The sequence below is a fragment of the Paenarthrobacter sp. AT5 genome (genome assembly GCF_032764245.1).
Classification (GTDB): Bacteria; Actinomycetota; Actinomycetes; order Actinomycetales; family Micrococcaceae; genus Arthrobacter; species Arthrobacter ureafaciens.
In genome coordinates, this window is the sequence record NZ_CP136441.1 from 1,046,550 (window position 1) to 1,059,325 (window position 12,776).

General features: G+C 65.9%; 11 protein-coding genes. 6 read left to right on the forward strand and 5 right to left on the reverse strand.

Annotated elements, in window-relative coordinates:
- The first annotated feature begins 58 nt into the window (after window positions 1-58).
- The 5 genes from RI444_RS04930 (at window position 59) to RI444_RS04950 (ending at window position 6,525) form a co-directional block, all read left to right on the forward strand.
- Window positions 59-751, forward strand: a complete 693-nt coding sequence (locus RI444_RS04930; RefSeq protein WP_242703136.1) for a copper homeostasis protein CutC — start codon at window positions 59-61, stop codon at window positions 749-751.
- A gap of 1 nt (window position 752) precedes the next feature.
- Entirely contained in the window at window positions 753-2,681 is a 1,929-nt protein-coding gene (locus tag RI444_RS04935) for a DUF5107 domain-containing protein (RefSeq protein WP_242703135.1), read from the forward strand.
- 64 nt (window positions 2,682-2,745) lie between these two features.
- A complete protein-coding gene (locus RI444_RS04940) occupies window positions 2,746-4,971 on the forward strand; it encodes an McrB family protein (RefSeq protein ID WP_021472764.1) in 2,226 nt (741 codons plus the stop codon).
- Window positions 4,972-5,044: 73 nt separating this feature from the next.
- Window positions 5,045-6,253: a 5-methylcytosine restriction system specificity protein McrC gene (locus tag RI444_RS04945; protein ID WP_207605041.1), complete on the forward strand. Its 1,209-nt coding sequence runs from the start codon at window positions 5,045-5,047 to the stop codon at window positions 6,251-6,253.
- Between the two features lie 32 nt (window positions 6,254-6,285).
- A complete protein-coding gene (locus RI444_RS04950; protein WP_370583513.1) occupies window positions 6,286-6,525 on the forward strand; it encodes a hypothetical protein in 240 nt (79 codons plus the stop codon).
- Between the two features lie 27 nt (window positions 6,526-6,552).
- On the opposite strand, the gene RI444_RS04955 is transcribed toward RI444_RS04950, so the two are convergent.
- Window positions 6,553-8,223, reverse strand: coding sequence for a sensor histidine kinase (locus tag RI444_RS04955; RefSeq protein WP_207605040.1), 1,671 nt, complete (start codon window positions 8,221-8,223; stop codon window positions 6,553-6,555).
- 101 nt (window positions 8,224-8,324) lie between these two features.
- Here RI444_RS04955 and RI444_RS04960 point away from each other — a divergent pair, with 101 nt between their 5' ends.
- Entirely contained in the window at window positions 8,325-9,068 is a 744-nt protein-coding gene (locus tag RI444_RS04960; RefSeq protein ID WP_062095470.1) for a response regulator transcription factor, read from the forward strand.
- 102 nt (window positions 9,069-9,170) lie between these two features.
- Here the strand turns inward: RI444_RS04960 and fdxA are convergent, their stop codons facing one another.
- Genes fdxA through RI444_RS04980 form a run of 4 tightly spaced genes read right to left on the reverse strand, consistent with a single transcriptional unit; the run spans window position 9,171 to window position 12,752 of the window.
- Window positions 9,171-9,479, reverse strand: coding sequence for a ferredoxin (fdxA, locus tag RI444_RS04965; RefSeq protein ID WP_179011462.1), 309 nt, complete (start codon window positions 9,477-9,479; stop codon window positions 9,171-9,173).
- Between the two features lie 6 nt (window positions 9,480-9,485).
- Window positions 9,486-10,961, reverse strand: coding sequence for an aldehyde dehydrogenase family protein (locus RI444_RS04970; RefSeq protein WP_207605039.1), 1,476 nt, complete (start codon window positions 10,959-10,961; stop codon window positions 9,486-9,488).
- 22 nt (window positions 10,962-10,983) lie between these two features.
- Window positions 10,984-11,811: an SDR family oxidoreductase gene (locus RI444_RS04975; RefSeq protein ID WP_021472757.1), complete on the reverse strand. Its 828-nt coding sequence runs from the start codon at window positions 11,809-11,811 to the stop codon at window positions 10,984-10,986.
- The gene (locus RI444_RS04980) at window positions 11,811-12,752 is read right to left on the reverse strand and encodes a dihydrodipicolinate synthase family protein (protein WP_021472756.1); all 942 of its coding nucleotides are present in this window, start codon (window positions 12,750-12,752) and stop codon (window positions 11,811-11,813) included. Before RI444_RS04980 ends, RI444_RS04975 begins: the two co-directional genes overlap by 1 nt.
- Between the last annotated feature and the right edge of the window lie 24 nt (window positions 12,753-12,776).

Below are 12,776 nucleotides of genomic sequence, written 5' to 3' on the forward strand. Positions count from 1 at the left end.
TTGAGATCGCGGTGACCAGCGCCGCCGGTGCAGGCACGTCCGCAGCCGAGGGCGCGGATTGGTTGAACTCTGCAGCAGCTTGGAACTGGGAGGCATCACGCCCAGCCAAGGACTCTTGGAAGCGAGCCTTGAACACGTTGACGGACGGCTGGAAGTCCACGCCCTGGTGCGGCCCCGCCCCGGAGATTTCCATTACTCTGCCTCGGATGTGGACACCATGGTCCACGAGGTCAAGCATCTGCTGCGCCAAGGCGCAGCCGGGGTAGTGGTGGGCGCGCTGACTGCGGAACAGGAAGTGGACGTTCCGGTTGTTCGACGGCTCCTTGAATCGGCAAAGGAATCGAACCCGGAAGCCCGGCTCACCTTCCACCGGGCCATCGACCAGTCCCGTGACCCCTTGGCTGCGTTGGACCTCCTCCTGGATCTGGGGTTCACCCGGGTCCTCACCTCCGGACATGAATCAACGGCAGGGGAAGGCCTGAACACACTGGCGCGGCTGGTTGAACGGGCCTCCGGCGCCATGCAAATCGTGGCCGGGGGAGGGCTCAAGCTCGCCGACATCCCGGCCATGCACGCCGCCGGCCTCTCAGCAGTGCATCTCTCCGCGAAACGGACCGTGACCACGCTCGCGGATTCCGCCGTCGCCCTCGGCAGCCGGGACGGTGCCGATCCTACGGCCTACGCGGTGACCGACCGGGAGACCGTCCGTGCAGCGAGGGCGGCAGTGAATGCGGCAACGATGGGGTCATGACGTGGCATCGTCCAACATCACAGTCAGCACCCTTACCCTGACCATGGCCGAGCTGGGCCCTCTGAATCCGTTGCCGGTGGTCGGTTCGGAGCTTGAGGAACCCTACAGCGTGGGGGAGGGCGTCCCGGAGGAGTTGCAGGCAGCTACCCGCTACGGGGTGGTGCCCAACGTGTATCCGTACCTGATGCAGGACGGCTACAGCCGCGCGGCCGCACCCAGGGAGCTGACCGCCGTCGTTCTTGAAAACAGCAAGCTGAAGGCGACTGTCCTGCCGTCCATGGGCGGGCGGATCTGGGAGCTTTTCGACAAGGCCACCGGCAAGCAGCTCCTGCACACCCATGCGGCACCCCAGATCGCCAACATCGCATTGCGGAAGGCCTGGTTTGCAGGCGGCCTGGAATGGAACATCGGCACCCGGGGACATTCGCCCACCAGCTGCGATCCCTTGCATACGGCGATCGTGCACACGTCCGACGGCAAGCACATCCTCCGCATGTGGAAGTACGAACGGCTCCGCGAGGTGGTGTTCCAAGTGGACATCTGGCTTCCGGCCGATTCGGAGGTGCTCTTGGCTGCCGTCAGGATCCGGAATCCCAACGATCATGACGTCCCCGTGTACTGGTGGAGCAACGCTGCAATTCCGGAGACGGACCGGACCCGGGTGATCGCACCTGCCGAGGAGGCCTTTAGCAGCGATTACGCCACGGACATCACCCGCGTCACACCCACCAACCACGAAGGCTATGACGGCACATGGTTGGTCAACAGTCCCCATGCCGCGGATTTCTTCTTCGACATCGACCCTTCGGAGCGCCGTTGGGTGGTGGCAGCGGATGACGACGGCGACGGGCTGGCCATGCTGTCCACGGACCTGCTGCGCGGAAAGAAGCTCTTCGTGTGGGGCCAGGGCGCAGGCGGCAAGCGGTGGCAGGAATGGTTGAGCCCCGGTGCCGGTCCCTACGCGGAAATCCAGGCCGGACTGGCCCGGACACAGTTCGAACACCTCGCCATGCCCGCGGGCAGCCAGTGGTGCTGGGTTGAGGCTTACGGGAACGGCAGCCTGGATCCGGGGATCTCCCACGGCACGGACTGGCAGGCGGCAGTAGCGCACGCCGGGGAGCGTCTGGAAACGCTGATGCCCCGTGAGGAACTGGAGTCGCTGTTGCCGGCAGCCATACGCGACGCTGACGTGCCGCCGTCCACCATGGTCCGGATCGGCAGCGGCTGGGGCGCGCTTGAGCGGGCCCGGCGCCGGCGCGCCGGCCGGAGCTGGGTTGCCGAAAGCGGGACGCCGTTCGTGTTGGAGAGCCTGACCGAGGAACAGGAGCCCTGGCTGGGGCTGCTGAAGGGACAAGCGTTCGACGGCGCTCCCTCCTTTGTGGCAGGGGCGGACTGGGAAGGGTTGTTGGCCGGGCAGGAGAGCCCCGAGGCCCACTACCACCTGGCCACCATGCGGCACGCCCGGCAGGATCTGGAAGGCGCCACGGAGGAGTATCGCCGCGTCCTCGAATCGAACGGCGCCAGGCCGGCGACGATCGCGCTCGCCCGGCGGGGGTTGGCGCTGGTTCTCCTGGCAGCAGGCAGCGAACAGGAGGGGTTGGCTGAACTGCGGACGGCTGTCCGGAGAAATCCCTCCAACACCTGGTTGCTGACGGAAGCAGCCACCTTGGCAGTTCGCCATGGTGATCCGGCCATGGCGCTGGAACTGACCGGATCCGCTCCCACGGAGGGCACCGCCGTCGGACGTTTGATGTTCCTGAAGGCCACTGCGCTGGCCCGGAGCGGCAGGGCAGCGGAGGCCGCGGCCATCCTCCGTGCGGGCGTGGAAATCCCGGATCTGCGCGAAGGAGAGGACGCCATCGCGGCGCTGTGGGAAGAGGTGTGTGCCGGGGAACCCGTGCCTGCTGCTTACCAATTCGGGATGCATTAAATGCTGAATGAAGCCTGTGGATATCCAGATGCCGACTTAACCCAAACAAGGTAAGTTGGCTTAAATGACCTCCCCTGTGTTGCCTGCCGTTGACCGCGCCCCCGGAATCTCGAAAGAGATCGAGGACGCTGCCTGGTACGTACTCCAGCCCGCTTTGCAAGGGAAGCCTTCAGCCATTGACGGGCGGACGCTGACGTGGACAGCGGAGGCTGCCCGCGAGTTGCTGGAACGGCTGGAGCGGGGCGTCGGGGACTCCAAGGCGCCCATGATGACCAACCTGCGGCAGAACCTGGAAGGCGCATCACGCGAGGCGAAGCTTCTGGCTGTCGAGCTGCTGTATTTGCAGTCGCTGCCGCTGGCCCACGAGGTCAAGTCCCTGCGTGTGAAGCGCGCGCGTGTAGCCGAGGCGGCGTCCTGGGTGGAACCGCCGGTCGAGCTGCCTGAAGAGCTGTACCAAGGCATGACGGACCACGGCGTGATCCGGGACCGCACGGCGGAGTTCAACTGGACGATCTGGGACCACCTGACGTGGCTGTGCCGCTTCGTGGAGCACGTTGACAGCCAGAGCACGGAGACCATCAACCGGGCGCTGGCCGATCCACTCAAGTTCCACGAACTCGCGGCAGGTACGCCCGAGGACCAGCCCGCCCTGCGGCGCAGCATCGAATACTTGGTGTGGCCCAGCTACTTCGAGCCGGTAGTGGCGGACGTGGAACGCCGCGAGATCCGGGACGCCTTCGCTTCCCTCGTGGGCGGCGCCAAGGGAGATACCGAAGAGGACATCACCGCTGACATCCACCGCATCCGCCTCCACCTGGACGAGCAGGCAGGCCAGCGGATCGACTGGTATGCCCGGCAATTGGTGAGCCAATGGCGGAAGGTGGGAGACCCGGGCCGCCGTTCCTGGCTGCTGCGCACACACCATGACAACGCGGACCTGTTGGCGTCCTGGGTGGCGGAGGAAAAAGCCACCCTGGACGTTGAGCACTTGCGCTCGCTGGAGGCCGGAGTCACCGCGGGGGTGGTCCAGCACGCCGTAGACGAGGACTGCAAGCACCTTGGATACGTGGAGCGCGAGGACACCAAGACCGCCGTCTTCGCTTTCCTGACCGTCATGAAGCCCGGAGACCTGACGCTCTACCAGCAGGCGGGGCGGGTCCGCGTGGGGGTTGTACTGGGCGAACCGGATCACGAGAACCGCCGGATCCAACGCAAAGTGCGCTGGTTCGACGACAGTTACGCCATCACGGAGCTGCCGCGCCACGCACAGCGCCAGCTGTCCACGCCCGGCATCATCGTGGACGTCACCAGGGTGATCCAGGCGCTCCAGGAGCTCCTCCCGGTGGAGGCAGAAACGGACGGCGAGGACGAGACCCCGCCCACCGCCGTCGTCGAGGTTGTTCAGCAGGGCTTCCGGCCCCTGACCGAAGAGTTCGCAGCCTCGCTCCACATGGACCTCGAACCGCTCAAGGAAATCGCGGAACTGTTGGAGGAGAACCGGCAGTTGGTGCTCTATGGTCCCCCCGGCACCGGCAAGACGTACCTGGCCAAGCACCTCGCCGCGGAGCTGGCGGGGGACAGCACGGACGAACGCGTCAAGCTGGTGCAGTTCCATCCTTCCTATGCCTACGAGGATTTCTTCGAGGGTTACCGTCCGGACAAGACCGACGACGGCCAGGTTTCCTTCAAACTGGTTGCCGGTCCGCTGCGCCGCCTCGCGGAGGAAGCCGCGAAGCCGGAGAACGCGCACAAGCCTTACTTCCTGATCATTGACGAGATGAACAGGGCCAACCTGGCCAAGGTCTTCGGCGAGCTCTACTTCCTGCTCGAATACCGGGATGACCGCATCTACCTGCAGTACAGCCCGAATGAGCCCTTCAGCCTGCCGGACAACCTGTACATCATTGGCACCATGAACACGGCGGACCGTTCCATCGCCATGATGGACGCCGCCATCCGGCGCCGCTTCGCGTTCATTGAGCTGCACCCGAATGTGGAGCCGGTGAAGGGTTCGCTGCGGCGGTTCCTGGAAGCCCGCGGACTGGATACCCTCAACGCGGATTTGCTGGATGCCCTCAATGCCGCCATCGATGACTGGGACAGGGACCTCATGATCGGCCCGTCCTACTTCATGAAGCCGGCAGCCCAAACCCCCACGGGCCTGCGGCGGATCTGGAAGTACGAGCTCATGCCGCTGCTGGAGGAGCACTACCACGGGCAACTGAACCGGGCGCAGCTGGAAGAACGCTTCGGCCTGGACCAGTTGCTGGGACGTCTTGCTTCCCGCTAACGCCATCCCGCCCCGTCCCGGGCGGGCGCCGGCCAGCGCAGCAAAAACTCCAACGGGGGTGCGGCACATCCTCATGGACGAGCTCTCGCGTGGGGTGGTGGACAAACTTGACCCGGAGTCGGCTGCGTTCATCAACGCCAGTGGCCTGGCCAAGGCTTCGCCCATGGGGATGGGCCTGTACAGGATCGAACCTGTGGGAAAAGTTGGTTCGGTCCGGACAGCCGCCGTTCAGTTGGAAGTCCGTCCGAAGGGCCGCCTGGGCCTGAACCGCTTGCTGTTCCTGCTGAGCTTCGCCGGCGACCAAGGCTTCCGTGACCACACCGTGGAGGCAACGGAACATCCGGATCTGTGGAGCGCGTTGGCGCAGTCCCTGGCGCAGTTGGCGGAGAAGGCCTTGAACCGGGGCGTCCTCCAGGGCTACCTGACCATCGACGAATCCCTCCGGACCGTCAAGGGCCGCATCCGCATCTCGGACCAGATCTCGCGCCGGCCCGGCATGCTGGTCCCGCTGGAAGTGTCCTATGACGAATTCACCGAGGACATCGCGGAGAACCGCATCCTGCGCGCCGCCCTCGACCGGATGAGCAAGGTCCCCGGTGTGCGTGCCGACGTCCTGAGCCGCTTGCGGCAGCTCAAGGGAAAGCTCGACGCCGTCACCCGGCTCAAGCCCGGCGCGCCGCTGCCGCCGTGGCAGGCCAACCGGATGAACCTCAGGTACCACGCCGTACTCCGGCTTGCGGAGGTGATCCTGCGCAACGCCTCGGCCGAGGCAGGCGAGGGCAAACAGCAGTCTGCGTCGTTCGTGGTGGACATGGGGCAGGTTTTCCAGGAGTTCGTGGGCGCCGCCCTGCGTCATGCGATGGGCCGGCATCCCGGTGAAATGCGGCTGCGGTACGGGGCACTCCTGAACGAGGCAGTGCAGGATACCGACCGCCTGACGGTCCGGCCGGATGCCGTGCATTTCCTCGGCGGTCAGCCGGTGGTGGTGTACGACTTCAAATACACGGCGGCCGGGGATACCGGGGCCTCGCTCAACGCTGACCACTACCAATTGCTGGCCTATTGCACGGCCTTGCGGGTACCTACGGCGTGGCTTGTTTACGCCGGGACGGGTGAGGTCAAGCTGCGGCGGATCCTCAACACGGACATCGACATCATCGAGTACCCGTTGGACCTGTCGCTGCCCCCGGCGGAGATCCTTGCCGCCGTCGAGGACCTCGGTGAACAGTCGTGGGGAGAAGTGGTGCGCCAGGCTGTGGCGGGGCGGGGAGCCTCCGGCTAGCCTGAGAGGTAAACCGCGAGTGCGATGGAGGCATGATGGCTAAGAAGAAGAAGTCCTGGCGTGATCTGAGCACCAAGCAGAAGGCCATGATGATGGCGGGCAGCGCGGTTAACCTGACGCTGCTGATTGCAGCACAACGGAGCCTGGCGAAGACCCCGGACGCGCAAATCAGGGGCAAGAAGGCCCTTTGGCGGGCTGCGTCCTTCATCAACTTCTTTGGTCCGGTGAGCTACTTTGTGTTCGGCCGCCGGCGGGATGCCGGGGCAGCCTAGGAAGACACGTCCGACGCCGGAGGGAGCCTAGGCGGGCACTTTCACCGTGAAGGTGGTGCCCTGCCCGGGTTCACTCTGGAGCGTGATGCTGCCGCCGTGGGCCTCGACGATCGCCTTGCTGATCGGCAGGCCCAACCCCACGCCGGGAATGGTGCTGTTGCGGACCCCGTCCGCCCGGAAGAACTTGGTGAAGACTCCCGCTTGTTCATCCTGCGGGATGCCCATGCCGGTGTCGGAGACCTTGCAATAGACGTGGTCCTCGTCTTCCCACGCGGATACCACCACGTCCCCGCCGTCGGGTGAGTACTTGATGGCATTGGAGATGAGGTTGTCCAGGACTTGGGAGATCCGGGAGGAGTCCACGCGGGCATGGAGCGTCCCGGGCACGTCCACGGAAAGGCGGACGCCCGCTTTGGCTGCCCTGGGTTCGGCCGAAGCAACGCTGCCGCGGACCAGTTCGGAAACATCCACCGGGTGCGGCTGGATGGCGATCTGCCCGGACCTGACGGCCAGGAGGTCGGAGACAAGTGACAACAGGCGTTCTGCATTGCGGCGGACGATGTCCAGCTGCTTGCGGTACTTCGGATCCAGTCCGTTGGGGTCATCGAGGATGAGCTCGACGTAGCCGAGGATGGAGGTCAGCGGCGTCCGGAACTCGTGGGATACGTTGGCCACGAATTCGTCCTTGGCTGCCAAGGCATTGACCAATTCCGTGACGTCGCTGAAGACCACTACGGATCCTGCGAAGTTGCCGGCCGGGTCAAGCATGGGCCTTGCGCTGGCAGTGAATGCGCGCTGCCCGGCGCCGGATCCCAGCCAGACCAGCTGGTCCGTGAAACGCTCGCCCAGCACCGCCCTGCGGACGGGCCGGCGGTCCGACGGCAGCGGGGTGGTGCGGTCCGTGTCGAACACCAGGAGCTGGGATTCGTTGGGATCGTCGTTGTCCGGGGGAGTGGCCAGCGCGTGCGTCTGCCGCTGCCTGCGGTTCATCAGGATGTCGTGGCCGTCGCCGTCAACGGCCACCACGCCCAAGGGCAGCGCTTCCATGACCGTGTTAAGGAGCCGCTCCTGCTTGGTACTGACTTCGAGGGCAGATTTGAGGGCCGCGTCCTTTTCCTCAAGTGCCCGTTGTTGACGGACCATGCTCAGGGTGAGGATGCTGACCGAGACCCCGATGCCAAGGATCAGGATAGGGAAGAGCAATGGCTTGGTGAGGTCCTGCTGGGTGAAGGTGCCGCGGATGAAGAGCGGCGCCCACACAATGGTCAGAGGCCCGATGAACGCGAGGGCGATGGCCAGCCGGGGATAAAGGCCGGAGGCGCACAGCCAAATGACCGGCAGGACCACCAGCACGCTGAGCCCTGTGAGCGCTTCCTGCCCGCCTTCGCGGCCGAAGGCGATGGAGACGATGTCCAGGATCGGGATGACCAGGAAGCTGGCAAAGGGCAGCTTGTGCCACGGGACGGCGATGCAAAGGGCCAGGAGGAATGCCTGGCTCAACAGGAACACCAGGAAGAACGGGTTGCCGAGGGTGGCCGGGAAGAACAGCCACACGAGGATGGCGGAAAGGCACACGCAGACCGAGAGCGGCAGCTGGCTCAGCACCACCCTCATCCGGAGGCTGTGCTCATGGAAGGAGCGCTTGAAGATGAACAGTTTCTTCTTGTCATCGACGGCCCACATGGTGGGTGTGCTCATGGGTTAACCACCGGTGGGGCAGAAGGAAGACGGTTCATGAGATCAGCCTAACCATAATGGTTATACTTCGAAGGGTTATCGAAGCGGGCTGAGGGGCGGCAATGAGTGAAGCACGTGTGGGACTGGTCATCGAAGACGACCAGGACATCCGCGAACTGGTCCGGGTGGTCCTTTCCCAGGCGGGTTTCGACGTCCATGTGGCGTCCACGGGCTCGGCCGGCGTCAACTCCGCCCGGGAATTGAATCCCGACGTTATTACGCTGGATCTCGGCCTGCCGGACATCGACGGTTTTGAAGTGGCCCGGCAGATCCGTAAGACTTCCGACGCCTACATCATCATGCTCACCGCCCGCGCCGAAGAGCTCGACACCCTCATGGGCTTGGAAGCCGGTGGCGACGATTACCTCACCAAGCCGTTCCGGCCCCGCGAGCTGCGCGCCCGGGTGGAGGCCATGATGCGGAGGCCGCGGTCGTCGTCGGACGCCAAGCACGCCCCGGAAGCCGCCGATCCCGAGATGACCCACAACGGGCTTGCCGTTTCGGCCGGATCCCGCACGGCCGTCCTCAACGGCATGGAGCTGAAGCTGACCCGCACCGAGTTCGACCTGCTGGTGGCACTGTTGGAGACCGGCCGGATTGTGAGGACCAAGGCTGACCTTGCGCGCCGCCTCCGCAACGAACCGTACGACGTCGGCAGTTACGTCAGCGACGCGGACGAACGCGCCGTGGAGGTCCACATGGGCAACCTCCGCAAAAAGCTGGGGGACAGCATCCAAAGCCCGCGCTGGCTGGAAACAGTCCGCGGCGTCGGCTACCGTTTGGCCCCGGCAGTCCACAACAACTAAGCCCCGCCCCGCTCACCCAACTGGGTAGCAGCTGTGCGCGTTTTGACGGCTCAAAACGCGCACAATTGCGACTTAGTTGGGGAGGGGAGGGGAGGGGACGGGTCAGGCGACGGGGACGCGGGCGGGTTCCGCTGCGATCACCGGGTGGTCCGTGTCCGGCAGGGAGCGCCCGGGGCCGTCATCGAAGAACTCCGCGTTGGCCCGGACGTAGTCTGCCCATTCATCCGGGACGTCCTCCGAGAAGTAGATGGCTTCCACGGGGCACACGGGATCGCACGCTCCGCAGTCCACGCATTCGGAAGGATGGATGTAGAGGGAGCGCGCGCCCTCGTAGATGCAATCGACAGGACATTCGTTGATGCATGCCTTGTCTTTCACATCCACGCAGGGCTGCGCGATCACGTAACTCATGACGGGCTACACGCCCGTGTAGACGGTTTTGCCCCACGTGAAGAAGTCCAGGGCGGACCGTCCTTGTTCGCGGAACGTGTTGGTGGAGGAGTCCTTGACCCCGCCGAACGGGACGTTGAGGTCCAGGCCAGCAGTGGGCCGGTTGACCTTGACCACGCCGGCCTGCGCACGGGCGGCGAAGTCCGTGGCGAGGGCGAGGGAATCGGTGCAGATGCCGGCGGTGAGTCCGTAGCGGGAGTCGTTGACGGCGGCAAGGCCTGCCTCGTAGTCGGGAACTTCCAGCACGGCCACTACCGGCCCGAAGATCTCTTCCGTGACTGCGGGGTCGTCCGAGGGCAGGTCGGTGAGCACCGCCGCCGGGAAGAGCAGCGCGCCGGAGGGGTCGCCGTCGTAAGTGCCGTGCAGGAGGCTTGCGCCGCGTTCGACGGCGGTGCGCACCGCTGCCTGGTCCTGCTGGAATTGCTGCCTGCTCACCACGGCGCCCATCCGCGTGCCATCCGCCAGGCCGTCACCGGTGCTGTAAGCGGCGGCTTCGGCCACCAACGCGTCAAGGAACGCTGCACGGATCCCGGGGGTAACGTATACCCGCGAGGTTGCCGTGCATGCCTGCCCGGTGAGTCCGAATGCTCCGGCGGCCACTACTTGCGCGGCCTTGCGGGGATCGGCGTCGTCGAGGACCAGGACGCCGTTCTTGCCGCCCATTTCCAGTTGCACCCGGGCACGGCGGGCGTTGAGGATTTCCTGCAATCCCAGGCCCACGTTGGTGGAACCGGTGAAGGACAGCCCGGCGATGCGGGGATCGCGGGCCAGTGCGTCACCAACAACCCGGCCCTTGCCGTGGACGACGTTGAACACGCCGGCAGGGAGGCCTGCGTCCTGCAACGCCCGGGCGAGGTGGGTGGCGGAGAGGGGAGTGAGCTCAGCCGGTTTGATCACCACGGTGTTGCCGCTGATCAGGGCCGGTGCGGTCTTCCACGCAGGAATGGCGATGGGGAAGTTCCAGGGCGTGATCAGGCCTACAACGCCCAGGGCTTCGCGGCGGGTGGTGATGGTGGTGTCCGGGAGTCCGCTGGGCAGGACTTCGCCGGTGGCAGCCCAGCCGAGGGAGCCGAAGAAGCGCAGGACGTCCGAGGCGCGCTTCACTTCGCCCTTGGCTTCTGCCAGGGTCTTGCCTTCTTCCCGGACCAGGTCTTCGGCGATGGCCCCCTGGCGTTCGATTAGCAGGTTCCCGGCGGCAAGGAGGATGGCGCCACGGGAGGGGGCCGGGAGCGCAGCCCACGCGGGCTGGGCAGCGGCGGCGGCGGTGATGGCGGCGTCGACGTCCTCGGCGCTCCCGCTGGGTGAGAGCGCTGCGAGCTCATCCGGACGGGCGGGGTTCATGCGCCGGGTGACGCCTTCGCCGAGCCATTGGCCGTTGATGAGGTGCTGGGCGGTGAGGGTGGCCTCGGCGGTGAGGGCAGTATCCAGAGTTGTGGAAGTCATGATGGTCCTAACGTGGTGGGGTTCAGAGGCTGCGGATGAGGCCGCCGTCGCACCTGAGCGCGACTCCGGTGATGTACGACGCCGGCGCGCTGCACAGGAAGGCGGCAGCGGCACCGAACTCGGCGGGTTCCCCATACCTGCGGGCGGGGATGGTCTTGCGGGATTCCAACTGGATGTCCTCCAAGGTGGTGCCGCGTCGCTTGGCCGCGGCCTGGTCCAGCTGGGTGACGCGGTCGGTGGCGATCCGGCCCGGAAGGAGGAGGTTCACCGTGACCTCGTCCAGCGCTACCTCGGCGGCGAGGGTCTTGAGGTAGCCGGCCAGTGCTGCCCGTCCGGTGTTGGAAACTGCCAGGTTGGGGAGGGGTGCGGTCACTCCGCTGGAACCGATCGCAAGGATGCGGCCCCAGCGGCGTTCCCGCATGCCGGGCAGGACTTTCGACACCAAGGCATGATGCGGCTTGACCAGGAGGTCGAACGCCGCGGCCATGTCCTCGGAGGTCAGTGTTGCCGCAGCACCGGGCTTCGGGCCGGGGCCGTTGAGCACCAGGATGTCGATCGGCCCGAGGTTGGCCACGGTCTGGTCCACCGCGGACCCGATGCCCTCCGGGGTGCCGAGGTCCGCTTCGATGGCCACCGCGTCAAAGCCGCTGGTTCCCAAAGAACCGATGCCCAAGGTGCCGCTTCCGTAGGCTGCCTGGAGTTCGGCCACGATCTCCTTGGCACGGTCCCGGCGTCGTCCGACCACCGCCACCCGGACCCCTTCGGCGGCGAGCGCCCGGGCCACGGCCAGGCCGAGTCCGCCGGTGGAGGCGGCCACCAGTGCTGTCTTGCCTGCGATTCCGAGGTCCATCAGAAACTCCCTACTGCTGTACGGGCATCCAGTGCTGACGCCGCTTCCTTCAAGTGCACGGCCATGGAGCCACGCAAGGCTTCGGGGAAGGCGGCCGCGGGTGCCCGGACGCCGGAGTCCTTGATGAGTCCGCGCTCGCGGAGGCATTCCTTGCGGATGGCCAGTGCCACCTTGGCCTGCTGCTCGAAATTGATGAGCGGCAGGTAGGGCTGCAGTTCGCGTTGAGCGGCCTCGTACCCGCCGTCCTGCCACGCCCGAACGCAGGCGATCAGGGCTTCGGGGTAGGAGAAGCCGGTCATGGCGCCGGAGGCTCCTGCCATGAGTTCGTCCAGGAGGCCTTGGCCGCCCAGCCCGCCGAAGATGGAAACCCCGACGGCGGCACTCAGTTCCGCGATGGCCACGCTGGTGGGCGGGGCCTCGGCTTTGACGGCGATGACGTACCCGCAGGCGTTCACCACGGAGGCCAGCGCGGGGGTGGGGATGCTGACTCCGCTGGCCAACGGGTAGTCCTGGAGGACTACGTTGGCCCCGGTTGCCCGGTGGATGGCGTCGAGGTGGGTGATCACCGCATCTGCCCGGGCGGAGTTGGCTTGCACCATGACCGCGGCCAGGCGTGGCCCGGCAACCTCCTGCGCTGCCGTGATCTCTTCGATGGCGGGCCGGGTGGCCAGTGCTGTCACGCCCACCACCAGGGGGAGGGTGGTGGATTCGACGACGGTTTCCAGGACGTCGCGGCGTTCCTGCGGCGTCAGGGCGGCTGCTTCGCCGAACACGCCAAGCACTGTGAGGCCGGTTGCCCCGATGTTCCCGTAGTGCTCCACGAGTTCGGCGAGGCTGTCCAGGTCGACGTCCAGGGTGCTGCCTTGGAAGGGGGTTGCTACGACGCCCCAGACGCCGGCGGGCAGGAATTCACGGTTTTTGGGCGCAGAAGGGAGAGGCATGGTGGTTCCTTTTCAATGCGAACT